At 34.4% G+C, this 26,553-nt stretch carries 22 protein-coding genes; 5 read left to right on the top strand and 17 right to left on the bottom strand.

Annotation, left to right across the window (positions count from 1 at the left end; genetic code table 11):
• Positions 1 to 46: 46 nt before the first annotated feature.
• The 5 genes from ACFFLS_RS09395 to ACFFLS_RS09375 form a co-directional block, all read right to left on the bottom strand.
• Positions 47 to 454: an MFS transporter gene (locus ACFFLS_RS09395; protein ID WP_379685324.1), complete on the bottom strand. Its 408-nt coding sequence runs from the start codon at positions 452 to 454 to the stop codon at positions 47 to 49.
• Between the two features lie 162 nt (positions 455 to 616).
• On the bottom strand, positions 617 to 1,078 hold the full coding sequence (locus ACFFLS_RS09390) for a DUF1810 domain-containing protein (RefSeq protein WP_379685326.1): 462 nt from the start codon (positions 1,076 to 1,078) through the stop codon (positions 617 to 619).
• Positions 1,079 to 1,235: 157 nt separating this feature from the next.
• Positions 1,236 to 1,862 (bottom strand): alpha-ketoglutarate-dependent dioxygenase AlkB family protein, encoded by a 627-nt coding sequence (locus ACFFLS_RS09385; protein ID WP_379689332.1) that lies wholly within the window; start codon positions 1,860 to 1,862, stop codon positions 1,236 to 1,238.
• Between the two features lie 162 nt (positions 1,863 to 2,024).
• A complete protein-coding gene (locus ACFFLS_RS09380) occupies positions 2,025 to 3,284 on the bottom strand; it encodes a Y-family DNA polymerase (protein WP_379685333.1) in 1,260 nt (419 codons plus the stop codon).
• A gap of 98 nt (positions 3,285 to 3,382) precedes the next feature.
• On the bottom strand, positions 3,383 to 3,832 hold the full coding sequence (locus ACFFLS_RS09375; protein ID WP_379685334.1) for a LexA family protein: 450 nt from the start codon (positions 3,830 to 3,832) through the stop codon (positions 3,383 to 3,385).
• A 95-nt stretch (positions 3,833 to 3,927) separates the two neighbouring features.
• Here ACFFLS_RS09375 and ACFFLS_RS09370 point away from each other — a divergent pair, with 95 nt between their 5' ends.
• The 3 genes from ACFFLS_RS09370 to ACFFLS_RS09360 all read left to right on the top strand — a co-directional run bounded on the left by ACFFLS_RS09370 (position 3,928) and on the right by ACFFLS_RS09360 (position 5,825).
• On the top strand, positions 3,928 to 4,701 hold the full coding sequence (locus tag ACFFLS_RS09370) for an XRE family transcriptional regulator (RefSeq protein ID WP_379685336.1): 774 nt from the start codon (positions 3,928 to 3,930) through the stop codon (positions 4,699 to 4,701).
• 183 nt (positions 4,702 to 4,884) lie between these two features.
• Positions 4,885 to 5,379 (top strand): hypothetical protein, encoded by a 495-nt coding sequence (locus ACFFLS_RS09365; RefSeq protein WP_379685338.1) that lies wholly within the window; start codon positions 4,885 to 4,887, stop codon positions 5,377 to 5,379.
• Positions 5,376 to 5,825, top strand: coding sequence for a GNAT family N-acetyltransferase (locus ACFFLS_RS09360; protein WP_379685339.1), 450 nt, complete (start codon positions 5,376 to 5,378; stop codon positions 5,823 to 5,825). Before ACFFLS_RS09365 ends, ACFFLS_RS09360 begins: the two co-directional genes overlap by 4 nt.
• A gap of 163 nt (positions 5,826 to 5,988) precedes the next feature.
• Here the strand turns inward: ACFFLS_RS09360 and ACFFLS_RS09355 are convergent, their stop codons facing one another.
• The 11 genes from ACFFLS_RS09355 to ACFFLS_RS09305 all read right to left on the bottom strand — a co-directional run bounded on the left by ACFFLS_RS09355 (position 5,989) and on the right by ACFFLS_RS09305 (position 21,278).
• A complete protein-coding gene (locus tag ACFFLS_RS09355; protein WP_379685341.1) occupies positions 5,989 to 6,750 on the bottom strand; it encodes a phosphatase PAP2 family protein in 762 nt (253 codons plus the stop codon).
• 452 nt (positions 6,751 to 7,202) lie between these two features.
• Complete coding sequence (locus tag ACFFLS_RS09350) at positions 7,203 to 8,918, bottom strand: sensor histidine kinase (RefSeq protein WP_379685342.1); 1,716 nt, start codon at positions 8,916 to 8,918, stop codon at positions 7,203 to 7,205.
• Between the two features lie 221 nt (positions 8,919 to 9,139).
• The gene (locus ACFFLS_RS09345) at positions 9,140 to 10,264 is read right to left on the bottom strand and encodes a sensor protein KdpD (RefSeq protein WP_379685344.1); all 1,125 of its coding nucleotides are present in this window, start codon (positions 10,262 to 10,264) and stop codon (positions 9,140 to 9,142) included.
• Positions 10,265 to 10,482: 218 nt separating this feature from the next.
• Entirely contained in the window at positions 10,483 to 11,574 is a 1,092-nt protein-coding gene (locus tag ACFFLS_RS09340) for a porin (protein ID WP_379685346.1), read from the bottom strand.
• A 366-nt stretch (positions 11,575 to 11,940) separates the two neighbouring features.
• Complete coding sequence (locus tag ACFFLS_RS09335; RefSeq protein ID WP_379685348.1) at positions 11,941 to 12,492, bottom strand: K(+)-transporting ATPase subunit C; 552 nt, start codon at positions 12,490 to 12,492, stop codon at positions 11,941 to 11,943.
• A gap of 95 nt (positions 12,493 to 12,587) precedes the next feature.
• The gene (gene kdpB, locus ACFFLS_RS09330; protein ID WP_379685350.1) at positions 12,588 to 14,645 is read right to left on the bottom strand and encodes a potassium-transporting ATPase subunit KdpB; all 2,058 of its coding nucleotides are present in this window, start codon (positions 14,643 to 14,645) and stop codon (positions 12,588 to 12,590) included.
• 290 nt (positions 14,646 to 14,935) lie between these two features.
• A complete protein-coding gene (kdpA, locus tag ACFFLS_RS09325) occupies positions 14,936 to 16,657 on the bottom strand; it encodes a potassium-transporting ATPase subunit KdpA (RefSeq protein WP_379685352.1) in 1,722 nt (573 codons plus the stop codon).
• A 99-nt stretch (positions 16,658 to 16,756) separates the two neighbouring features.
• Positions 16,757 to 16,834 carry a K(+)-transporting ATPase subunit F gene (gene kdpF, locus ACFFLS_RS09320; protein ID WP_073099479.1) on the bottom strand — a complete coding sequence of 26 codons (78 nt, stop codon included), beginning with the start codon at positions 16,832 to 16,834 and terminating at the stop codon, positions 16,757 to 16,759.
• Between the two features lie 117 nt (positions 16,835 to 16,951).
• Positions 16,952 to 17,233 (bottom strand): DUF7674 family protein, encoded by a 282-nt coding sequence (locus ACFFLS_RS09315; RefSeq protein ID WP_379685354.1) that lies wholly within the window; start codon positions 17,231 to 17,233, stop codon positions 16,952 to 16,954.
• A gap of 210 nt (positions 17,234 to 17,443) precedes the next feature.
• Complete coding sequence (locus tag ACFFLS_RS09310; RefSeq protein WP_379685357.1) at positions 17,444 to 18,790, bottom strand: sigma-54-dependent transcriptional regulator; 1,347 nt, start codon at positions 18,788 to 18,790, stop codon at positions 17,444 to 17,446.
• 49 nt (positions 18,791 to 18,839) lie between these two features.
• Positions 18,840 to 21,278, bottom strand: a complete 2,439-nt coding sequence (locus tag ACFFLS_RS09305; protein WP_379685359.1) for a tetratricopeptide repeat-containing sensor histidine kinase — start codon at positions 21,276 to 21,278, stop codon at positions 18,840 to 18,842.
• A gap of 198 nt (positions 21,279 to 21,476) precedes the next feature.
• On the opposite strand from ACFFLS_RS09305, the gene ACFFLS_RS09300 reads away from it, so the two are divergent.
• Complete coding sequence (locus tag ACFFLS_RS09300) at positions 21,477 to 23,459, top strand: sigma 54-interacting transcriptional regulator (RefSeq protein WP_379685360.1); 1,983 nt, start codon at positions 21,477 to 21,479, stop codon at positions 23,457 to 23,459.
• On the opposite strand, the gene ACFFLS_RS09295 is transcribed toward ACFFLS_RS09300, so the two are convergent.
• Positions 23,456 to 24,238, bottom strand: a complete 783-nt coding sequence (locus tag ACFFLS_RS09295) for an alpha/beta hydrolase (RefSeq protein WP_379685362.1) — start codon at positions 24,236 to 24,238, stop codon at positions 23,456 to 23,458. The genes ACFFLS_RS09300 and ACFFLS_RS09295 overlap by 4 nt on opposite strands.
• 272 nt (positions 24,239 to 24,510) lie before the next feature.
• Here ACFFLS_RS09295 and ACFFLS_RS09290 point away from each other — a divergent pair, with 272 nt between their 5' ends.
• Complete coding sequence (locus ACFFLS_RS09290; RefSeq protein ID WP_379685364.1) at positions 24,511 to 25,512, top strand: LLM class flavin-dependent oxidoreductase; 1,002 nt, start codon at positions 24,511 to 24,513, stop codon at positions 25,510 to 25,512.
• Positions 25,513 to 26,553 lie beyond the last annotated feature (1,041 nt).

Below are 26,553 nucleotides of genomic sequence, written 5' to 3'. Positions count from 1 at the left end.
GATTGTATGTTTTTGCGTCTTTAAGAAGACCGATTAATAAAGAATATTACAAATCCTGAAGGTCATTTTTAATGCGCTCTTCGGTAGGTCTTAGAACAATAATGTAAATAATGATAAGAAAGCCGAATAAAACAAAATCCGGTTTTAAAAACAAGATCAGAAAAGCGGCACCTTCTAGAACTGCCCATCGCATAATCGATGCGCTTTGATAAATAGGAAGCTGTGATTCGATGCTCTTTTTTTTGTCAATTTGCTTCAGTTGTGATTTAAATAAAAAGTTACCAAGAACTACGGCTAAAATAGGAATAAACACATATACAACTGATGAAGAATCAATGGCTGGAATTTTTTTCAAATGTTCGATTGAAATATTTCCCACCATAAAATAAATTAGTAATACACCGGCACAGACGGCAAGATGAATAATTCTAAGAGTCTTGATTTTTTCGGTCATTTTGTTTGGTTTTAATTTGAGGTTTTTTGTGAATACTAATATAACAACTATTATGCTTACAAAAGATTAATTTATTGAGAGCAAAAATTTGTCATTACATTAAGGATAAAGACAAAAAAAGGCACTCAAAAGTGCCTTTATGTTTTCAATTGAAAATGAAGCTTAAATTACCTCAGACTCAACAGAAGATTTTATTGTTGAATTAATAATAGACAAAGTAAGCGGATCGGTTTCTCCAGAGAAAAATGCATTTAATACTTCCTGAAATACCGGATTTGCATTTTCGACCATAGTAAATAAAGTCATGCTTGAACGAAGTTTTCGGGCGTCTAAATCACCAAAAATTCCGTCGGCAGATTTCATTCTAAAGGTTAATAAAAGCTCTGAGATTTCAACAAGATGTTTTCCTAGGATTGGATGTTCTAAAAAATCGGCAGCTTCTCTTAAATCGTTAATGGCATACAGATTTGCTGTATCGCTTTTTCCTAATCCTTTTATCTGCGGAAAAATAAACCACATCCAATGTGTTTCTTTCTTCCCTTTTCCAATTTCAGAAAGAGCCGTAAGATAGAGTTTGTTCTGCGCATCTAAGAAGCGCGCTAAATCGTTGTTTGAATAAGCCATTACGGTATTGTATTTTTTTAAAAGTTTGCAAAAATAGTAAAAAAGGAAGGTTCAGCCTAATAAAACGTTCATACAATCAGTATTTTAACTTTTTTCGACAGAATTTTCCTCGTCGGGATTGAGCTAATAAATCAGCTAGTTTTTAGTTCCTAATGACTTACGCATTACGTTGCGTTTGTCTGAAAGTTAAATTAATTCTAGGTAAAACTTTACGTGCGGTTTTCGGAACATGATGCTGCCAAAAACTATTCGTAGTTCCCGCCATTAGTAAGAAAGAACCATGATGAAGCGGAATTTCTACTGGCGGAATATCTTTTCTAAATTTATGACGAAGTTTAAACATTCGAGTCTCTCCAAAAGTGACAGAGGCTATAATTGGATCCTTGCCAGAATTGTCTTCGCGGTCACTATGCCAGCTTACGCCGTCTTTTCCGTTTCGGTATAAATTTAACAGTAGACTGTTAAAATCGTGTTGGGTTTCTTTCTCCACGCGGCTTCTTATTTTTAATAATTCATAGGTCCAGTCAGGTCCATTTGGATCTGCTCCTGTATTGTCTTTATCTTCATACCAGGCAATCATTCTCGGAACGGTATAGGTTTTATCGTAAATTTCCATTTCGTATTCTCTCCATTTAGTCTTACGAAGTATTCTTTCGTAAAAAGAATCCGATTCTTCTTTGCTAAAAAAATTATCAATTAAAATCAGTTCACAATCTGGAAGATTGAATACTTTTTTACCTCTGTGTCCGGTCGTAAATAATTCGGTATCGCTAAATAGTGTCATAATTTTGATTTTTTACAGCTCTATTTTTTCTCTAATTTGATTTTAGACTAAGAAATGCTTTTTAAAGATTGGCGCTTCCGCCTGTGGTTTCAATATCGGCTATAGCATATTCTGTGTTTTTCATTTTTGTATGACGTAAAATGTTCTATTTCTGTTGTTAATTTAAGCTTTGACTGTAATAACATCTTTAAGTAAAGTCGAAAACTTGGGAGACAATCTATTCTGTTTCATTTTCCATTGCCGCCCCAAAGACTGTACGCCAAATTTGATTTTGTTGTTGCCATAATTCCGGTTCATTTCATCAATCACACTCATCAAAGGCTGATGTTTAGGGTTTGAAGTGTTGAATAAATTGAGCTGTGTTTCACTGTTTGGTGTTAGCCCCATTACAATTACGCCAGCTTTTTTATAACGATAACCCTTTTTAAAAATAGCTTTAAATCCTTTTTGAGCCGCGGCATTAAGTTCTATCGTAGAATTGGTTGGAAAATCTGTTGTAATGGTAATGCTTCTCGAATAGTGAGATTCTTCGTTTTTTATGAAACTAGTTTGGATAAAAACCGTTACCATATTGCAATGACAATTTTGACGTCTTAGTTTTTCGGCACAAGAAGCGGTAAACGTGCTGATTCGTTCTGATATTTCTTCATAAGTGGTATATCTTTTTTCGAACGACCTTGTCGTAGCAATCATCTTACGTTCTGTTGCCTCTTCTAATCCTAAAGTTGGTTTTCCTTCTAATTCATGTTTTAGCCGAAGACCGACGACAGACATTTCTTTTCTTACCCAGGCATCTGGAAGCTGGGTAAATTCATAAGCTGTATTAATTTTTTTTGCTTTAAGTCGTTTGGCATGTTTTCTTCCAATTCCCCAAACGTCTTCAATTTTTGCCCATTTTAAAGCTTTAATTCTTTTCTCTTCAGAGTCAATACAATAAACGTTTTCTGTACGTTCTGCAAATTTTCGGGCAATTTTATTCGCCATTTTTGCCAAAGCTTTTGTAGGTGCAAAACCTATGCTTACAGGTATGCCTGTTCCTTGTGTGACTTCTTTTCGCATTTTTAGTCCAAGCGTATTCAAATCAAATAAATCGTAACCCGAAAATTTCAGAAAAGCTTCATCAATACTATAAATTTCGATTTCTGGGGTATAATTTCGAAGTAAATTCATTACTCGATTACTCATATCGCCATACAAAGGGTAATTAGAAGAATAAACAAAGATGTTCTTTTCTTTAAAAATGGATTCATATTTAAAAGCGGGAATAGCCATTGGTATACCCAAAGCTTTAGCTTCATCAGAACGTGAAATAACACAACCGTCATTATTAGAGAGAATAACAATAGGTTTTCCTCTTAAATGTGGTTCAAATACTCTTTGGCAAGAAGCATAAAAATTATTGCAATCAACTAAAGCAAACATTCCTAAATGTGTTTTTATTTCTATTTTTTCAGTCTGAGCGAAGTCGAATCGCTTTATAGTACAAAAGGTCTTCGACTTCGCTCAGTGTGACGTTAAATTCAAAAAGTTTTAATACAGTGAGTTACAATTCCCCAAATCACGAAATTATTTTCTGGAGTTACTTTTATAGGTTGATAATCCTCATTTTCAGCAATAAGCCAGACAATGTCTTTTTCTATTTTAATACGTTTTACAGTAAATTCGCCGTCAATCTGACAGACAGCAATTTTATTGTTTTGTGGCTCCAGACTCTTGTCAATAATTAATAAATCTCCGTCATTAATACCAGCATTTTTCATAGAATGTCCTTTTACTCTAGCAAAATAAGTAGTGTATTTATGTTTGATGAATTCTTTGTTGAGATCAATCGATAATTCTATAAAGTCATCAGCGGGAGAAGGAAAACCAGCACTTATACCAACATCAAAAAAAGGAACCTGTACGTTTGAACTTAGGTCTGGAACGTACAATTCTATTAATTTACTGTTGTTGATATTTCTCAATTTCATAGCCCCTCCCAAAAGCGTTTTTTATAAAAACAAAATTAGTACAGATAATAACATTTTTCCATATATTTGCTGTTCCAAATTATAACAAATTAATTATGTCCTTATTTTCAGACAACATCAGAGCATTAAGGGTTAAGTATAAAATATCACAGGAAAAATTAGCAGAAAACCTGATGATTACCCGAGGAAGATACGTGAAATACGAAGATGGAACTTCAGAAGCACCGTATGACATTTTAAAGAAGATTGCGTTATATTTTCATATGAGTATCGACTTGATATTATCTGTCGATATACGCAAAATTGATGTGCAAAATTTGATAAAATTAGAAGGCAACCGACTTATTTTACCAATTCAGGTAGATAGTTTTGGAGAAAATTATATCGAAATCGTATCTCAAAAAGCAAAAGCAGGTTATCTAAACGGATATGCTGATCCAGAATATATTGAAAGTTTACAGCAGATTACACTTCCTTTTTTAGGCCCAGGAAAACATCGTGGTTTTCCAGTTGAAGGCGATTCAATGCCTCCACATGAAGATGGTTCTATTATTATTGGTCGTTATGTAGAAAAGCTGGGTGAGGTGATGGACGGCAAAACCTATATTCTGATTACCAAGAATGAAGGAATGGTATATAAGCGTCTTAATAAAAACAAAAAGAACGCTTTGGTTTTAGAATCCGATAATAGTTTTTATCCGAATTATGAAGTAAAAGCTTCTGATATTTTGGAGATTTGGGAATACGAATGTAATATTGGACGTTCGGATAAAAAACAAGAAATGACGGAAACCGGAGCCATGAAAGATTTGCTTTTAGAATTGAAAAGAGAAGTTAGGGAAATTAAGAATAATACTTCGAATGCTTAAAAAGTTTATATTAGCTTTAAAGAAAAATCATGAAAAAACATCTATTATTTTTTCTATTTGTAGTTGGTATGGACAAATCAAATAATAAAAACCAAAATGGGCTCTTAATTTTAATTTTTCACGTTTTGCTTGCAGGATTGATTTTGGTGTTTGCTGGTGAAAATTGGAAATAAAAATATAATTATGGAAGCAACTCGATTTATATTTTGCCTTTTACTATCTATTTTTCTTTTAAGTTGTAAAAAAGAAAATGAGAAATACGAATCGGTTTTTGTAAAAACATGGTACGATACAGAAATGGATATTCCATACATGGCAAAATTAGAAATAAATAAAGACCATACTTTTGAGTTTATTGGAGGAGCTTGTACAGCTAGGTTTCATTCTAATGGAAATTGGATAGAAAAAAACGACACATTAATTTTAAATAGTGTGCTTCCTAAAGAATGCTTTCAGATTCATGAATTTGGAAAAATCTGTTATTCTAAAGAAGAAATTGAAAAAATAAGATTTACAAAAACTATAGCAGATTGTGAACCTAAAAACGATGATAGTTTTGAAAATTTTAAAGACAAAAAATTTTATTTAAGAAATGATTCTCTAATTCTGAAAAAAAATAAAAACGACACCTGTACCGAAAAAGAAATTGTGTTTTTTAAGTATAAAAAGCAAAGATGAACATTCAAAAAGCCAAAATTGAAGACCATATCTGTTTAACGGAAATCACCAAAAAGTCAAAAGCGTATTGGGGATATTCGGAAGAACAAATCGAAAAATGGACTAATAGTCTAACGATTACGGAAGAGTATATAAAACAAAACCCTGTTTTTAATTTAATTGATGAAAATCAGATTATTGGTTATTATTCTTATCTCACATTAGAAAAAAATCAGGTAAAATTGGACAACTTATTTATTTTACCTGAATATATAGGAAAAGGGTTTGGCTCTTTTTTAATGAATGATTTTTTGAAAAAAATGCGAAACGAAAAAACATCAAAAATCATTTTGGATTCAGAACCCAATGCCGAACCATTTTATAAAAAAATCGGATTTATAAAAATTGGCGAATTTGAAACTTCAATCAAAAATAGATTTATGCCGATTATGGAAATGAATCTATAATACTTAAAAATAATTTATTTTTTCCGCGACGAATTCACGAATTATTTCAAATAAAAATCCGTGGCTAATAAATTTCCACAAATGAATTCAAAAATCCTTTATCTGTGGAATCTGTGACCTTTAAAATAAACTTTGTGCCTTAGCGCCTTTGTGGCGAAAAAAACTAAAAAACCTTTGCAAATCCCAAACCATATTGCTGTCCATTATAAAAAGGCATTATCATAGAAGTTGATTTGTTTTCAGAAGAAGATTTGAACAGTTTTTTTGTGATATACGGATTAATCCAATAGGCTATTTTGGTACTCAAAATTCCGATTCCGGCTCCGGCAGCGACGTCAGTCAGCCAATGACGATTGTTGTAAATTCTGAAAAGTCCAGTTCCAGTTGCAACAGCATAACCGGCAATTCCGTACCAAATCGATTTGTCTTTGTATTCTTGATATAAAAACTCAGCACCCATAAATGCGGTTGCCGTATGTCCAGAAGGAAAGGAATTGTTCGAACTTCCATCAGGTCTTTCTACATGTGAAATCGATTTTAAACCTAAAACCGTTGTCGCCATAATTGCATACGAAGTCACAAATATTACAGAACGGTCGCGCATATTATTTTTGCCTTTTACGCCAAAAGCATTTAGTGCATAAACCGATGCGGCGGGTGCGTACTGAGAGAAATCATCAATGGTGATTTTCTCGTCAATATCTTCAGTAACTTCATCTTTAATCTGGTGATTAAAATTCAAAATCTGATGACTTTCTAACCCAACTACGCCATAACCAATTAAAACTGATGGAATAATTAGTTGTTTGTAATTGAATTTTAATGAATGAGAAGTACTGTCAATTTTTGTAATCGAATCATTTTGCTGTGCATTTGCAGAAAATAATCCGAACAGGAATAGGAAGGGAACTGTTTTGTAGAACATTGTTTTTGTCGTTTATATTTTGCAATAGTAACGAATGTTCAATGTAGGTATTTTGGTCTTAATTGAACCTTAAGCGAACTTTAATCTGTTGGTTTTAAATGAGGTAGTTGAATTAAGATTGGCTTATTTTTTAAATTCCGTAGGAATGATGGATATTGTAGCAACGGATTTTAATCCGTTGAAGTTTGATCAGACCATGTCTTAAAGTCCCATAGGGACGATTTATATTGTAGGGCTAGATTTCAATCCAATCTAAAATAATTACGGAATTTCTTTGTCAACCGGATTGAAATCCGGCCCTACAAAATGGTTCGAGCCGATGGCTCTTTTTCAATAATTTGTGAAAATTTGTGTAATTCGCGGCAAACAAAACCACGCAAAGCCGTTAAAAATCTTTTTAATCTGTGGCTAAAAAAATTAGCGTCTTAGTGCCTTTGTGGAAAAGCAAAAAATTAAACCTTCAACGATAACCAAAACGTACTTCCTAATCCCAAATTACTTTCAACGCCAACACTTCCATTCTGAGCTTCAATAAATTCTTTGCTTATTGCCAAACCTAATCCCGTTCCGGATTTCTGACTTCCCGGAACTTGAAAATATTTATCGAAAACTCGGTCTTTATATCTGGTGTCAATTCCTTTTCCGGTATCGATAACCTGAAAAACTATTTGATTATTTTCTTTTTTCAGTTTAATAAGAATGCTGCTTTTTTCAGATGAATATCGAATCGCATTCGATAAATAATTAATCAAAACCCAACCTGTTTTTTCGCTGTCGGCTTTTACTTCGGTCAGCTTTTCATCAGCCTCAACAATTAACTGAATCTGTTTTTGATCTGCCTGTACTTTTACGGCTTCTACGGCATATTTTACGATTTCGTGCGGATTGCTTTTTCCAATATTCAGTTGAATATTTCCCGTTTCCAATTGTGATAAATTAAGCAATTCGCCTGTAATTTTCAACAATCGCTGACTGTCATCTTTAATGCTTTCGACCAATTGTTTCTGATCGTCGTTCATATCACCAGTTTTTGCATTTTCAAGCAATTGAAGGCTTAATTTTATAGAAGCAATAGGTGTTTTTAATTCGTGCGAAACTGTCGCAATAAAATTGGTTTTGGCAAAATCAAGTTCTTTAAAAAGCGTAATATTTCGCAGAATGATGACATCGCCAATATTAATTTCTTTTTCTTCTCCCGTTGGTGTTATCGTGATATTGTGAATTTCCTTTTCGAAATAACTTTCTTTTCCGTGCGCAAAAATTTTGAGAGGTTGTTTTTTAGGATTTTCGGTTTCTTTCAGAATTAAGGAATGAATCAAATCATTTGACAAAGCCAGTTCCGAAGCCGACTTCCCAATAACATCTTCCAGTTTCAGACCAATAATTTTCAAAGCTTCGTCATTTGCAAACAGAATCATATTTTCGTTATCCAACCCAATAATAGGGTCGTTCATATTATTAATCAGGGTTTCCAGTCGTTTTTTCTCAAAAAGAAGTTTATAAACGTTGCTGTCGTGATATTCTTCTAGCTTTTGCGCCATCGTGTTAAAGGACTTGGCAAGATCTCCAAATTCGCTGTGGCTTGTAAAATGAACACGTTCTGAGTAGTTTTTATTGGCAATTTCCTTAATACTCAGCGTTAATTCCTTAATTGGATTCGCAATATTATTCGGTAGATTAACTAATAAATTGAAAGCAATCAAAAAACATAAAGTTCCCACAATAGCAATCGACAAATTAGCCGTTTCAGCCGATTGTTTGGCAATATCGCTTTTCTGTTTTATAGCATCAAGATTCAATTTCATAATCGCAAAAATATCTTTTCGGATTTGTGCTTTTATGGCTTCATTGGCGCCATTTTGCTCTAAAAGAGCGAAGCTTTTTTCTAGATTTGCCGTAGCTTCTTTTTCTCCAGGTTCGGTAACATTTTGTGTTTGTTTTTCAAGATATTCCTTGAAAACATGAATATTGCTATCCGGACTGGCTTTAATTTCATCCAAAGACAAAATCATATTTCGGGAATATTCAAGCGTATTATAATTCGCTTTCAGAATATTCTCTGTATCTGCTTTGATCAAAAAAACAGAATATCCGCTAACTAGAGAAAGTATAATGATCATTAAAAATAATAATCCAACTCCCAGATTCAATTTGGTTTTAATTCTCATTTTATAAAACATTTAATTTTTTTTGAACCATATAAGTGATATAAGAAAATATTAGGTTTTCTTTTTTTTAACCGCAAAGACTCAAAGTTTTACGCAAAGTTCGCTAGAGCAGGGCGCAAAGTTTTTTTTTAATCTTTGCGTGCTTTGCGTCTTTGCGGTTAAAAAAAAATCAACGTCCCTAATAAAATGAACTTATATAACTTATATGGTTTAAAAAAATTTTAAGACAGGATAACAAGATCAACATTTGATAAAGACAGTTTGTTTAGCAAACGTCTAAAAATTGTTGTAGACAAAATTACTTTAAACAAATTAAAATGTGGTTTCCCGATACACACCGTTGTAATTTGTTTTTCTTCTACCGTTTTCAAAATAGCATCCGTAATATTTGAATTTTCTAGTTTAATAACTTCCGCACCTAATTGCACAGCGAGTTTAAAGTTATTAATTAAATGTCTTTGTTTGTCCAAAGCAATTTTATTACTGCTTTCTTTTGGCGTTTCGACATACAAAACGTACCATAATCCGTTGTAATAACTCGCCAATCGTGCCGATTTCCGAATTATAATTTTGGCTGTTTTTTCATTACTGCTAATACAAGCCAGCAATTTTTCATGTCGTAAAGCATGCAGATTCGGAACTTCATTTTCTACTTTCCGAACCACCTGACTCGCCACTTCTTTCAAAGCCAGTTCACGCAATTGCAGAATCTGTTCCGATTTAAAAAAGTTCGCTAAAGCAGTCTGAATTTTATCCGGTGTATAAATTTTCCCTTCTTTCAAACGCGCAATCAAATCTTCCGAAGTCAAATCTATATTCACGACTTCATCTGCCAATCGTAAAACATTATCCGGAATTCGTTCCTGAACATCAATATTCGTGATGCGTTTTACAGCTGAATTTAAACTCTCAATATGCTGAATATTAACCGCCGAAATCACATTAATTCCAGCTTCCAAAATCTCTAAAACATCCTGCCAGCGTTTTTCATTTTTGCTTCCTTCAACATTCGTATGCGCTAGTTCATCAACAATAACCACTTCGGGTCTTAGATTAATAATAGCTTGTACATCGAGTTCTTCGAGTTGTTTCCCTTTATAAAAAATAGTCCGTCTTGGAATAATCGGAAGACCAGCCAGCAGTTCATGCGTTTCTTTTCGCATGTGTGTCTCGATGTAGCCAATTTTCACATCGATTCCGTTTTTCAATAACGAATGCGCTTCCTGAAGCATACGAAAAGTTTTGCCCACACCGGCGCTCATTCCAATGTAGATTTTAAACTTTCCCTTTCGTGATTTCTGAATTAAATCGAGAAAGTGCTGTGCATTATTATTTTCGTTTTCCATAATTTTTGCCACAAAGGCGCTAAGTCACAAAGTTTTTTTTAAAAGCCACAGATTACACAGATTAGAAGGATTATTTAAATGTCTCTGCGTTGATTTATCTGCCACGAATTACACGAATTTTCACGAATTATATTTAATAAAAATTAGCAAAAATTTGTGTAATTCGTGGCGAAAAAAAATCCTTTTAATCTGTGTAATCTGTGGCAAGAAATATTCCCCTAAAAACTAATCGCCAAGGAAGTCGTTACAAACGTATTCGTATCCGTTGGAAGATTATCTTTATTGGTGAAGATTTCGTCTTTACTTGAAAGATTTCTTGCTTCAATTCTAAACATAACATTATCAGTAACTAAGTAATCAAAGTTAGCCGAAAATCCGTAAGTTTTAAAACCGTTTGGTGTTTCAGTCCCGATAGCTATCGGGATAATTACACCTTTTTCATCGCTATAATATTCACCTCTTGCCGATAACTGAATTTTATCAATCGGTTTGTATTGCAGAATCAAAACTGGTGAAAACCAAGTGTCATATTTATCACTTCCTTTAGCCGATTGCTGAGATCCAGTATCAAAACCAGCAGTAATATTTGTCTTTTCCGTTACCTTAAACTGTCCGTAAAAGTTGTTGAAATAACGCCATTTTTTGTCAATATCTGGCTGTTCATTTCCAATATAAGTGCTCCAATTTAAAGTAACATTATCCAATGGTTTAAAAGTAACCTGAGTTCCAAAAGCAGGCGTCTGATTTCCTTCTATCTTTTCAATTCTCTGCCAGCCATTTAAATACATTCCGGCCAAATACCATTTTCCAGATTCAGACGTATAGCCAATTTTTACTCCCGCTTCATAATAAGGAGAATTCTCCGCCAGAATGCTTCTGGTTAAGTTTTGACAGTCTTTTCCAATGGCACTTTCAAAACCAATATGCGAAGGCATAATTCCGGCATCAATCCATAAATTATGGCTTTTCGAAATCTTTACACCAACATTCGCCTCATAAACATTTTTCAATAAACCTTGTTCGGCAGCCATATTATATTCGGCATAAGTTCCTGCCATTAAAGCGAAATTCCCCCGAATATTTTCTTTTGAATAATTCACTTTTGCCATTCCCAAATTCAAGTTTACCTCGTTGCTTTTATTATAACTGTAAAAAAAGTTTGGACGAGTATGATTCTCCGGTTTCCCGAAATCATAACTGTAATAAACGTCTACATATCCCGAAAATGTCAACGGACTTTTAGATGCTGACTGTGCGTGTAAATTGCTGAAACCAAAAGCGATTAAAGCAGTAAGTATTATTTTTTTCATTTTTGTGGTATTCAATTATTTGTTTAGTAGATTTTTTAGGAGCTATTTCCCGCTATCCGTTTCAATCTTTTGCTTTTTAAAGAAAAAAGCAAAAGGATTTCCACTACTATCGGGGCTAGGACATTTGGGGTAAAAAGGTGTTTTCTTTCCTGCAAGGTTTTCAAAACCTTGTAGGTATTTATTTTTAAAGATTAGTTTTTATCGTTTAGTTTGTCATTTCGACGAAGGAGAAATCACACTAGAAACTCCGCACAGTTAATCGCCAATCTTTGTCGAATTACGAGTGTGATTTCTCCTTCGTCGAAATGACAAGAATGCGCATAGAAAACCTTAGAATCTCAGTATCTCAGAACCTCAGAATCTTTTTTATCGAAGCGCATCCAGAGCCACATTCAATTCCAAAACACTAACCGTTTCAGGACCAACAACAGCCGAATTAATTTTAGATTCCACTAAAGATTTTACTTTCGCTTCGTCTAATTTTCTTTCTTTAGCAATTCTTTTCACCTGAATCAAAGCGCCTTGCGGAGAAATATTCGGATCTAGACCACTTCCAGAAGCCGTAACCATATCAGACGGAATATCCGATTTTTTCAAGTATGGATGAACCAATAAAAGCGTATCAATTCTTTTTTGAACCAAAGCCAAATAATCAGGATTGCTTGGGCCTTTGTTGCTTCCGGCACTTCCGGCAGCATTATAATCTACAGATGAAGGTCTTCCCCAGAAATAATTTGATTTATCGAATTTTTGTCCAATTTTTTGATAACCAACAACTTTTCCGTTAACCGAAATCTTTTCTCCTTTTCCTTGATTTGGAGCAATTTGTGCGATTCCGTAAATCGCTAAAGGATAAATAACTGAGAACAAGATTAAAGTAGCCACAGTAAGTTTTAATAGTGAAAATATAGTTTTCATGTTTTTAGTGTAAAATGTTAGATGTAAAAAGTGATTTGTAAATTGTTATCTGTGTTTTTGATTTTATCATTTCACATTTTACAAATCACATTTCACTAAATAAAAAGTGTTACGAGTAAATCAATTACTTTAATTCCTATAAAAGGAATAATAATTCCGCCCAAACCATAAATTAAAAGGTTTCTTTTAAGAATCGCACTCGCACCAATCGGACGGTATTCAACACCTTTCAGCGCAAGCGGAATCAAAATCGGAATGATAATCGCATTGAAAATTACAGCCGATAAAATCGCACTTTCAGGACTATGCAAATGCATGATATTTAAACCTTGAAGCGCAGGAATCGCAGTAATAAAAAGAGCAGGAACAATAGCGAAATATTTAGCAACGTCATTCGCAATTGAGAACGTAGTCAAAGTTCCGCGAGTCATTAAAAGCTGTTTTCCAATTTCAACAATCTCGATTAATTTGGTTGGATCATTGTCAAGATCGACCATATTTCCTGCTTCTTTTGCCGCTTGAGTTCCGCTGTTCATGGCAACTCCAACATTGGCTTGAGCAAGGGCAGGAGCATCGTTTGTTCCGTCACCCATCATGGCAACTAAGCGACCTTCGGCTTGTTCTTTGCGGATATAGTTCATTTTATCTTCCGGTTTAGCTTCAGCAATAAAATCATCAACACCGGCTTTTTCGGCAATAAACTTAGCTGTAAGCGGATTATCTCCCGTAACCATAACCGTTTTGATTCCCATTCTGCGTAAGCGTTCAAAACGTTCTTTCATTCCGGTTTTTATAATATCTTGTAATTCAATTACACCTTGAACTTCATTGTTTTTTATTACTACTAATGGAGTTCCTCCGTTAGACGAAATTGTGATTACTTGTTGCACAGTATCTTCAGGGAAAGAATTTCCGGCTTGTTGTGCAATGTTTTTTGCAGCATCTTGTGCACCTTTACGAATGTTTGTTCCGTCTTTTAATACTACTCCAGAAGTTCTGGTTTCGGCAGTAAATTTTATAGAATGTGAAATGTTTTCTGTGAGAAGTGAAATGTCTGATTGCATCTTACTGTTTTCATCTAACATTTTACCAAGCTCAAGGATACTTTTCCCTTCCGGGGTATCATCTGCAAGCGAACTCAAAACAGCCGATTTCACAAAATCATCAAAAGAAATTCCTTTTGTTGGATAAAAGTTGGTTGCTTTTCGGTTTCCAATGGTAATGGTTCCGGTTTTATCCAAAAGCAATACGTCAATATCTCCTGCAGTTTCAACCGCTTTCCCCGATTTAGTGATTACGTTGGCACGCAAAGCTCTGTCCATTCCCGCAATTCCAATAGCAGATAATAAACCTCCTATTGTGGTTGGAATTAAACACACAAAAAGAGAAATAAATGCTGCAATAGTAATAGGAGCATTAGCATAATCTGCGAAAGGTTTTAAGGTTACGCAGACAATGATGAAAATTAGAGTGAAAGTGGCTAACAGAATTGTCAAAGCAATTTCGTTTGGTGTTTTCTGACGGCTCGCACCTTCAACCAAAGCAATCATTTTATCCAAAAAGCTTTCGCCTGGTTCAGAAGTTACTTTTACTTTAATTTTATCAGATAAAACTTTTGTTCCTCCGGTTACTGAAGATTTATCTCCGCCAGCTTCCCGAATTACTGGAGCACTTTCTCCAGTAATGGCACTTTCGTCAATTGTTGCCAGACCTTCGATAATTTCACCATCGGCAGCAATTAAATCGCCTGATTCGCAAATGAAAATATCATCTTTTTTTAATGTTGAAGAACTTACGTTTTTGATTTCTCCGTTTGGTAAAATTTGTCTGGCAGGAGTTTCTTCACGAGTTTTACGTAAACTGTCGGCTTGTGCTTTTCCTCTTGCTTCGGCAATTGCTTCGGCGAAATTGGCAAATAAAAGCGTTGCCAGTAAAATTAAAAATACAATTAGGTTATAAGTAAAACTTCCTTGATCATTTGCACCCATTAATATTGAAATACAGACAGCAAACATAATGGCTGTTCCAATTTCTACGGTAAACATTACCGGATTTTTGATCATCATTTTTGGGTTCAGCTTGACAAAAGACTGCACTAAGGCTTCTTTTACTTGTTTACTTTCAAACAATGATGTAGATTTATTAGTTGTCATTTTTCTTGTAAAAAGTTAAATGTTATTTGTTAAATGTTATGCGCTAAAAACACACAGATTATAGAACATAGCCAGTGGTTTCAACCACTGGAACGCAACGTATACCACATTTGATATCCTCGCAATTCGTTTCCCGTGGTTGAAACCACGGGCTATATTTAAAATAAGAATGAACAATTTGTTATTCAACTATGTGTGAGAAACCAGTTTCTTTTAATTCATCTTTTTAAGGAAAGAAAAAACTATGTTTCTATGTGTTTAAAATATTTTCAGCATTGAAAAATGAATTGCTATTTTAAAGTAAAGAATTCTGCCAAAGGTCCAAGCGCCAGCGCAGGAAAGAATGATAAAGCCGCAATAATAGCAATCACAGCAAAAGTCATAATTCCGAAAATAGTCGTATCTGTTTTAAGAGTTCCGGCACTTTCAGGAATGTATTTTTTATTGGCTAGTAAACCTGCAATTGCAAGAGGCCCAATGATTGGAATGAAACGACTTAATAACAAAACAATTCCAGTTGTGATATTCCAAAACGGATTATTATCTCCCAGACCTTCAAAACCAGAACCGTTGTTGGCAGCGCTCGAAGTATATTCATATAACATTTCTGAAAAACCATGATTTCCAGGATTGTTCAACCAGCCTGTTGCGTTTCCACTGAACCAGTAACCCATTGCAGTATCATGTGCAGCAAAGTAAGAAGCCAACGCTGTTCCCGCTAAAATCAATAAAGGATGAAGAATGGCAATAAAAGCAGCAATTTTAACTTCCCGCGCTTCGATTTTCTTCCCTAAAAATTCAGGAGTTCGACCGACCATTAATCCGGAAATAAATACTGCCAGAATAATGAAAATGTAAAAGTTGAGGTAACCCACACCACATCCGCCATAAAAAGCATTCACCATCATAGACAATAATTGCATAGCACCAGAAACTGGCATTGAACTATCATGCATACTGTTTACAGAACCTGTAGAAATTACCGTTGTGGCTATACTCCAGAAACCTGACATTGCGGGGCCAAACCGAACTTCTTTTCCTTCCATCGCTCCGGTTGTCTGAACAATTCCCATTTTTTCGATAGCCGGATTTCCGTTGATTTCACTCATAACTGTTGGAACAACTAAGAGTAAAAATCCAATCGTCATTACACCAAAAATGATGTTTGATAATTTTCTTTTGTTGAGGAAAAATCCAAGTGCAAATATCATCGCAAACGGAACAATCATTTGTGCCCAAAGCTCAACGGCATTAGTAAAATAAGTTGGATTTTCTAACGGATGCGCTGAGTTCGCTCCGAAAAACCCGCCTCCGTTTGTACCGATATGTTTAATCGCAATAAAGGCAGCGGCTGGCCCACGAGAAACTTCAACATTATCGCCTTGTAAAGTGGTAATGGCATCTTTCCCTTCAAAAGTCATTGGAGTACCGCTGAAGACTAAAGCAATTGCTACAATCGCTGAAAGTGGTAATAATATACGGGTACAGCTTTTTACAAAATAATTATAGAAATTCCCCAGTTTGTCTGTAGTTCTTTCTCTCATTGCAGTAAAAACCATTACCGCCGCAGCGATTCCGACACCAGCCGAAACGAACTGCAAGAACATTAAAACCATTTGTGACAAATAAGAAACACCGCTTTCGCCTGAATAATGCTGTAAATCACAATTGACTAAAAACGAAATGGCAGTATTAAAAGCCAAATCGGGTGTCATGGATGGATTATTATCTGGATTTAGGGGTAAAGAACCCTGAAAAAGTAGCACAAAAAAACAGAGAAAGAACCAAACCATGTTGATGCTCAAAAGTGCTTTTAGGTGTTGTTTCCAGTTCATTTCTTCAGCAGGATTGATACTACTGATTTTAAAAATAAATTTTTCAATTGGATTGAAAATCGGGTCAAGAAGTGTTTTATTTCCCAAGAAAACTTTAGCAATATATTTTCCGAAAGGAATGGCTAAAATAACAGTGAAAATAAAAATACCTATGACGCCTATTAATTCTGTATTCATAATTTTTAGATTATTTTTTAGATTTTGATGTGATTTGTAAAATGGAACAAGCAAGGAATAAACTTTTACCCCTTAACTTATAACTCCTAACTTTTCACATTAGAATTTTTCGGGTTTGATTAGTACATAAATCAAATACACGAAAACGGCGATTGAAATAATAAATAGTGCTGTCATGATTTAGATTTTTTCAAAGAATTCAACTGACAAATAACAAATCGCAAACAGTAAAACTGCCAAAGCGAGAAGAAGAATGGTAATCATAATTTTAGATTTTAGAATGTAGATTTTAGTTTAAACACCAGATGTATTAACCTGTTTGATGTATTCTGCTTTAAGCGTTTGCGGAAAAAGATGCGAGATATTGCAGTGACGCATTTCCATAAAAGACGAAACAGAAAAAACGTATACATTTGAAATAGCATTTTTAGTTTCAATGCTTCCGGTGATAAATAATCGTTCAGCAAGAGCTAAACATTTTTTAGCCCGAACGATATTGCCACAGATAATATTTTTTTTAGTAATCTCAGCAAACCGTTCAGCTTGTTTATAGATTGAGGTAACTTGATTTTTCATGAGAAGGATTTTTTAATGTTTTCCTTTTTATGCCAAAAGATGTTCCGAAAAAATGAAGTTGTGTGTAAAGTGTTGTAAATAAAAGGAATGAGTTTTTATGCCAAAAATTAGGCATAAAAAAAGCCTATCAAAATGATAAGCTTTTATTGAAATGATAAGGTATATCTTGACAATCGATATTTCCTGCAAGGTTTTCAAAACCTTGCAAGACTACGACTGTATATTGTACTCTTCCAGTTTTCTATATAATGTAGCAATCCCAATTTCCAGCAATCTAGCCGTTTCCGCCTTATTTCCTTTCGTATAATTTAGAACCTTTTGAATATGCAGTTTCTCAACACTCTGCATGGAGAAAGCCGACATTGGTTTCGAATTATTTTCATTCTGATGTTGCATTTCGTATGGCAGAACATCAGCAGTTAAAATATCACCACTGCTCAAAATAACCGATCTTTCGATGACATTCTTAAGTTCACGAATATTTCCAGGCCAGGAATAATTTTCTAATTTTTGAAGAAAATCATCACCAATCTGCAATGCTTTTTTATTTGTTTTTTCTGAGAATTGTCTAACGTAATAATTCGCCAAAAGCGGAATATCCTTAACTCTTTCTCGCAAAGAAGGTAATTTGATTTCGAAGATATTCAAACGGAAATATAAATCAGAACGGAAACGATGCGCTTCGCTTTCTTCTTTTAAATCACGGTTTGTAGCCGCAATTAATCTGAAATTTGATTTTTTTGGAGTCGTATCACCAACAGGAATATATTCGCTGGTTTCTAAAACACGTAATAATTTAGCTTGAAGGTCAATTGGCATTTCACCAATTTCATCTAAGAATAAAGTTCCGCCGTTTGCCTCTTCAATAAAACCTTTTTTATCTTTTAAAGCTCCCGTAAAAGCTCCTTGTTTATGACCAAAAAGTTCGCTTTCCAAAATTTCTTTGCTAAAAGTGCTGCAGTTTAAAGCTACAAAAGATTTTCCTGCACGATTACTATTTTCATGAATTGCCTGCGCAAAAACTTCTTTTCCAGTCCCAGTTTCACCTGTAAGCAAAACAGTCGAATCGGTTTTGGCCACTTTTTGTGCGAGATCAATAACCTGTTCGATTCCTTTCGATTTTCCTATAATAGTAGAAAAAGAATATTTATCATTAATTCGTTTTTCTAACTGTTGTACTTTTTTCTGCAATTGTACTTTTTCTACAGCTTTATAAAGAAGCGGAATAATTTTATCATTATCATCGCCCTTTACAATATAATCGAAAGCGCCGTTTTTCATGGACTGAACGCCATCAGGAATATTTCCGAAAGCCGTCAGCAGAATCACTTCTGTTAAAGGAAAACTGTTTTTTATGTTTTGAAGAAAATCAACACCATTTCCATCAGGAAGTTTTACATCACACAAAACAACATCAATTTCGGTTTGTTCCAGTTTTTTGAAACCCGATTTCAAATCTTTCGCTTCAAAAACTTCAAATCCTTCCGATTTTATAATTCGTGCCAGCAGACTTCTCAGTTTCTCTTCGTCGTCTATAATTAAAATTTTATGTGTCATTTGCAGAAATGCTAAAACAAATTTGGTATTTGATGTACAAATTTAGGTTTTAAATCAGTTCTCTTTTTTGAATTAGTGGAAATTCTTGCGAAAATTCAATTTTCAGGATTGTGCCGTTATTGTTTTCGATGGTTAATTTTGCATCAAGATCATCGCTTAGACCTTTTATCAGCATCATTCCAAAAGAATTTCCTTTTTTATCATTGATTGTAGCATCAAAACCAATTCCGTTATCGGCAATTGTCAATATATATTGATGCTCGGTTTTTGTTTCAAGCGTGATAAAAATCATTCCAATTTGATTTTCAGGAAAAGCATATTTGATTGAGTTCGTGATCGCTTCATTCAAAATCAATCCAAGCGGAACAGCGTGCGCCACATCCAATTCTATTGGGTCGACTTTTATTTCAAAACGAATTCTTTGTCCAAGCGAAAAAGATTCTCTTAAATATTCAACCAATTCTCTAATATAATTCGGCATATTAATGGTCGAAATATTTTCTGAATTATATAATTTTTGATGAATGAGAGACATGGAGTGAATTCTGTGTTGGCTGTTTTTAATTGCAGAAAGAGCCATATCATTGTCCAAATAAGCGGATTGCGAATTCAGCAGACTAATCACGGTTTGCAGATTGTTTTTTACGCGATGATGAATTTCTTTCAGCAGCCATTCTTTTTCATCTAAAAGATGTTTAAGATTGATGTTTTTCTGATTGATTTCCTTTTCCTTGATTTCAAGTTTAGCATGATTTCGCTGTTTTAAGCGGTATCGGTTGTACAATAATCCAATGGTGATCGAAAGTAAGACCAAACTCCAGATCGAAACACTGTTCAGCATTTTGGACTTCTTCAAAGCAACTTCTTTTAAATTAGATTCCTGATTTAAAAGCTTGATTTTCTGTTCTTTGTTTTTTGTTTCGTAATCAATTTTAAGTTCTTCAATTTCTTTCCTTTTTGTATTTCTAATAGTAGAATCGCTTATTATTTTATAGTTTTGAAAATGTCTCAACGCACCTTTATAATTCCCTTTTATAGAATCCATTCTAAAAAGTAAAATCTGAAGAGCTTCTGAATTGTATTTTTTTCCATACATATCGCAGAGCGCCGTAACCTTGTCTGCGTAAAACTTTGCTTTTTCGGGTTGTTTTCTATTAGCATAAAACAAGGCCATCAAAGTATATTCGTGAACAATTTCTCTAAAAGTTTCAGGACTGATTATTTTTTGCGCATAAAAATCCATTTCTTTAAAATACTTTTCTGCCAAAGTATAATTTTTGAGAGCTTCATAGCAATTGGCTCTGATGTAAGCAACCGACATTTTGTCGAAATTGCTCTTGGGCGGATATTTTGTAGTTACTGAATTAATATAATCAACAGCTTCCTGATTTTTACCTTTTAATGACAATGCAGCAACAGCACTAAAAAAGCTTTTATACCAAGTCCCAGAATCAATAGTTGTTCGCCCTATTTCGATACTCTTTTGATACATTTCAAGCGCTTCCTGATGGTGACCAACATTATTGTAAACATCCCCTAAACGCATGTAAAAAATATCACCAAAGGTAAAGTCTTTTTCGGCTTCCATTCGCTTTACGCTTTTTAGCGCATAGTACAATGCTGTTTCTAAATTGTGCTGCGCCAATTCAATAAAAGTGATTGTGGTTTCGGCAAACTGCTGATGCTTAAAATTGATTTTTCGTAAATCAATCAGATTTTGATACAGCCTTTTTTTGGCTTCATTTATTTTTCCGCCCCAAAAATAAATGGTTGTAATTTTCATGTAATTCTCAATCCTTTTCTCTTCCATTCCTAAAGAAGCATAGAGCGAAACCGCTTCTTGTAAAATTTTTTCTTTTTCGGGATCTAAATTGAATAAAAGTGTTCCGTAAGCATCCAAAGCTTCGGCAAGAGCTTTTTTGTTATTTTGTTTTCGACATTCGGCTATAACTTTCAAAAATATTTTTTTGCCTTCCGACTGATTATTAGCCTGAAAATAATATTTTCCTAAAAGCAATAAACCCTGTTGCTGCCATTTTTTGTTTTTAAGCTGATGACTAGTATGCACAACATCGTCAATATTGGTCTTGGCGTTTTGAAGGTCTTCTGGTTTTGTGCCAGGCTTAAAGAGATAGAAATTCCCTAATTGAAGCAATAACTTGATTTTTTCTTCTCCTTTGGTTTTTATCAGAAGCTTTTTGGCTGAATTGACATTTCCTTTATCTATTAACTCTTTTCCTACAAGATATGATCCGTCATTAAAGCTTTCGTCGTAGGCAAGAGCAACGGGAAGTTTATAAGCTTTGCAAGCTACAACAACAGAACTGTCAACGTCGATAGCGCCTTGATTAGCATTAAACAAATACATAGAACAAGCTTGAATAAGTAATCTTTTTTTAGAAAGGTCATATTTGGTGACAGTTGGCGATAATTGGCCAAATGAAGCATAACTTACAAGCAAAATCAAATAGGGGATTATTTGTTTCATAACAGGTTAAAAATTAGTTTTTTGGATGAACAAATATAAAAATAAACGCAACTGATTGCTTGAAAAAATATCAAGAAAATTCACATTAAATCTGTTTTTTATGATTTATATTTGGAGAAAAAGTTAATTTCGTATATTTTATTAAGTAATTTTATATCAATATTTTACAGTTGATATAACACTAAAAATACCACAAAGATGAAAACGGCTTCTGCTTATGGTGAAAATGCACCCGAATCTAAATCCAAAAAACGAATTTTGATTGTTGAGGATCAATTTATAGAAGCACATGATTTGCAACTGATTCTCGAAAAAGCAAATTATGAAGTTACTGGAATTGCACGTTCTGTAGATCAAGCTTTAGAGCAACTCGAAACAGAAAAACCTGATTTGGTCTTTTTAGATATTATGCTTCGTGGAGAAGGAAACGGAATTGATCTGGCATACATTTTACGCGAAAAACATATAGCCTTTATTTTTGTGTCGGCCAATTCGAGTAAAAGAATCTTGGATCAAGCAAAAACAACAGAACCATACGGATTTATTGTAAAACCTTTTCGCGAGCAAGATGTGTTAACTACACTCGAAATTGCATTTTATCGCCAACAGTATAGTTTAGAATCTCAGTTAAGGCAACAGCAACTGTTGCAGAATGAGATTACGGAAATAATAAATGCTGGTGTAAAATGGGAAGAAGCTCTTTTATTATTCGCCAAAAAAATACAGACTTTTATACCTTTTGATTACTTAGAAGTTGGTTTCTCGAATACAACGCATTATGATAATCTCGGAATTATGCGTAAAAACCGAGACGATTATCAAATTATCAGCACAGACAAGCTTTCAAAAATTGCAGATGTTTCTAAAAGAGAGCTCGATGAAATTTATAAGAAATCAGAAATAGATTTTATACCTATTATATATAGCGAAGAAAACCTGATTAACAATTTCCAAACCGCACCAATCAAAAGCATTATTGCTCATAATTTCGGAATCAAGTCCTATCTTGTTTTTCCGATTGCAATTGCATCAATCCAAAGATTTTATTTTACGTTTTACAGCCGTAACTTTAATATGTATTCTGATGAAAGCCTGAAGCTTTTATCAGGCCTCGAACATAGTCTGGTGCAGTTTATTACCAGATTATACTCGGGAGAAATATTGAAATCAAGCGAAACAAATACTATGCCCGCCATTACTAAAAATGCAAAGCCAGAAAAAGCAGTTTTAAACTGCGAAGGAATTATTGGGAACAGTACGCATATGATGACGGTTTTTAATTACATCCGAAAAGTAGCTCCTTCAGATACTTCGGTTTTGGTTTTAGGCGAAAGCGGAACAGGAAAAGAAAAAATAGCGCAGAACATTCATGCCTTATCACCTCGAAAAGAACAGCCGTTAGTCATTATCAATTGTGGCGCGATTCCAGAAAACCTTGCAGAGTCTTTATTGTTTGGTCACGAAAAAGGCGCTTTTACAGGAGCATTAGATAAACGTATTGGTAAATTTGAATTAGCTGATGGTGGTACTATTTTTTTGGATGAAATAGGAGAAATGCCAATGGAGCTTCAGGTAAAGCTGCTTAGAGTGCTTCAAGAAAGAGAAATTGAGAGAATTGGCGGACGTTCTCCCATAAAAATAGATGTGAGGATTATTGCGGCAACCAACAAAAACTTAGAAGAGGAGGTTGCGGCAGGCAGATTTAGAATGGATTTGTATTACCGTCTCCATGTTTTTCCGATTATTGTACCGCCATTAAGAAAGAGAAAAGAGGATATTCCGCTTTTAGCAGAACATTTTATGAATTTGTATAGCGAAAAAATGAGCAGAAAAGCTCCCGTACTTTCAGAAAACGCACTTCAGACTATTTTAGATTATCATTGGCCGGGCAATATTAGAGAATTAGAGCATGTGATACAGCGTGCTCTCTTATTGACTGATGGCAATACAATAAAAAACATCGAGCTTTCAATGTCTGCCAGAATACATCCAGAACAAACAGGCGAATCATTTTCAATCAAAACGATTCTCGAAAACGAACGCGATTATATTCTGTACATCTTAAAGAAATGCAACGGAAAAATATCTGGCGCAGGCGGAGCGGCCGAGATTTTAGATATTCATCCTTCGACTTTAAATTCAAAAATCAAAAAGCTCGAAATAAAACGAGAAATTAACTAAACTACCTTACTTAGCCAAGCCGCAATACAATCTGCAGTATCTTTCCAGTTAGACTGGATCAGAATAAAATGATTGGTGTTTTTGCATTCTTTATAACAAGTGATGGAATAAAGGTTTCGGTATTTTTTAAAATTAGAATATGCTAGTTTTTGAGGAATCAATTTATCATCAGATCCAGTCAAAAACAAAAGCGGTACATGTTGTTTCTTAAAATTGATTTTGGTTTGAGCCGAATATAAATCACGTATTAATAGTTTAGATTCAGGAACTGCAAATTTTTCATAAGCATTTTTTTGATGCTCAATTAAGAGGCAGTTGGTAAAAAGCTCCTGCCATTTCTTAAAAGTGATCAAGTATTTTTTCTCAGAAGGTTTTAAGTAACTAAAGGTATTCCAGATTTTTCGGTAAAAATCAAATTTTCCGTTCCAGATATTTTTTGGTGCAAAAGAATGAATGCAGACGCCGCAGATTGCCAAATCTTTCTGAACAAGCAGTTGCGTTAGAAGTCCGCCATAAGAATGGCCTATTAAAATGGGTTTTTCAGAAAGCGTTTCAATTATTTCGGTATAATAATCCACTAAATCTTTTAAACGAAGTGCTGCCGTTTTTGTTTGGTTTTCATTTTGAAGAACAGCCGAAGTTTCATTTCTGTAAGGCCAGGGTGGGGCAGTGGTTTTATAGCCTTTGGTTTCAAAAAAGAGAACCCATTCTTCCCAGCAGTAATGACTCACAAATGCTCCCGTTATAAATACAATTGTTTTGGCATTTGATAAATACATAGTCTTTTAATTGTTTAGGTTTTTTGATAAACAAATGACATGCCTTTAGTAGGTAATGCCTAAAAACGGGACTTTACACGGTTTCGGTTTTCTAGAGTTATTATATTTCGTTAAACGAAAAAAAAATTTCGTGAAATATCATTTCAAGTAATATTCATAAGGAAGAAATCAGATACAACATTTGTAGCTACAAATATTATAATTCAATTAACATTCGAAAAGAAAAGGCATTCATATAAATGAGCTAATTTTGCACTTTAGCTTAATTTTATATGAAAAAACCAATTTCAGTTTCCATATTAGAGCTGGCAATTATCACACAGGATAGTAACGCCGCCGAAACATTTCAAAAAACAAAAGACATCGCTCAATTAGCAGACCAATTAGAATACAAACGTATTTGGCTCGCAGAACATCACAATATGGCTCATGTTGCCAGTACAGCAACTGTGGTTTTGATTGGTTATGTTGCAGAAAACACAAAAAACATAAGAGTAGGTTCTGGCGGAATCATGCTGCCAAACCATTCTCCTCTGGTAGTAGCCGAGCAGTTCGGAACTTTAGAGACGCTTTACCCAAACCGAATTGATCTTGGTCTGGGCCGTGCTCCTGGAACCGATCAGCCTACTGCCGAAGCAATTCGAAAAGATTTTTTTGAGCAAGCACAGCGATTTCCGCAAAACGTATCAAAATTACAGGAATATTTTTCGGCACAAAACGAAAATGGAAAAGTCAGAGCATTTCCCGCAGAAGGTTTAAATGTACCTATTTGGATTTTAGGTTCGAGCATGGAAAGCGCAGCTCTAGCCGCAGCATATGGATTGCCTTATGCTTTTGCAGGGCACTTTGCTCCAAAATTGATGATTCAGGCATTTGAATTTTACAGAGAAAATTTCCAGCCTTCAGGATATTTAGATAAACCGAAGACGATGGCATGTGTGAATATCATCGCGGCCGACACAAACGAAGAAGCAGAATTATTGTCTACAAGTTTGTATCAAATGTTTCTAAATCTAATTAGAAATGACCGCAAAGGATTACAACCGCCGGTTTCGTCATTAGATGACATTATGAATGAAGCAGAACGCTTTCATGTAAATCAAATGACAGCAGGAACTTTTACAGGAAATAAAGAACAATTAAAAACCGATTTGAAAAAGTTTGTTGACTACGCCAAAATTGATGAACTAATGGTGACAAGCCCAATCTTCGATCATAAGGCAAAACTAAAAAGTATCCAAATAACAAAAGAAGCAATAGATGATTTGAACTAGACATATATATAAGTATAAATGTGTACTATAATATGTAAGAGTGTCAAAGTATGCAAATCTAATAGTACAAAAGTAAACTGTTGCTATAAATATATAAGATTGTCAAGCCCGACAGGTTTTTAAAACCTGTCGGGTTTGTTTTTTTGTTGCATATATAATAAGTATAGCGCGCTTTGTAGCTTGAACATGATTATCTTTATTTTTTTGAGGAGCTTCATCCCGCTATGCGCTTCAATCTTTTGTGCCGAACCCCGGCACAAAAGGATTTCCGCTTCTATCGGGGCTAGTGGGGGGGCGTTTTCGGGAGAAGCCTATTGAGCGAGAAGATGATTCGATAATGAAATCAGAACAAAAAAAGGAAAAGCTTTGCGCCTTGGCGACTCTGCGAGATTAAAAAAGGCATTCTAAAGAAGCCTTAAATCTTGCTTTCTCTTCGAAAAAGAGGTGGAAAGACTGAAAACCCGATAAAAGTTGGATATGAAAACCTCTTGAAATCATGAAAACTGCATCATAATTCAGAAAAAAGCGACAGACATGAAAAAAAAAGACAAGCTGTAAAGAATCCGTTATCAGCGAGTTAAGGAATAAATGAAAAAAAGGGCAAAAAAAGAGGTGCAAAAGTCTTGCATAACTGAATAAAGGTGCTACTTTTGCACCCGCAACAACGAAAGACGTTCACTGAAATACTGGCAAGCGAGGCGATTTAAACTGAGAAAATATTTTCAAAAAAAGATTGTGAAAAGCTTGCGGGATTCGAAAGAAGCTTTTACATTTGCACCCCGCAAAACACGGAAAGTTCATTGATAGATTGGCAGGTTTGAGAAGAAAAAACGAAAAGAAATTTTCTGAAAAAAAACTTCAAAAAACATTTGCCGGTTAGAAATAAGTTTTCTACTTTTGCACCCGCTTTGAGAGACAAGCGAAACAAAAAGAAACACGTTCGTAGACATATTGAATTGACAGCCGTTCCGATGCAAATCGGAACAAAAAGAATAAGAGTAATAGGGTCGTAAGATTCGAGAATAACCACTAGAGGAAGCG

Origin of the sequence: Flavobacterium procerum, from assembly GCF_042431625.1 — a bacterium.
Lineage (GTDB): Bacteria > Bacteroidota > Bacteroidia > Flavobacteriales > Flavobacteriaceae > Flavobacterium > Flavobacterium procerum.
This window is presented reverse-complemented; position numbering and strand designations above follow the sequence as displayed.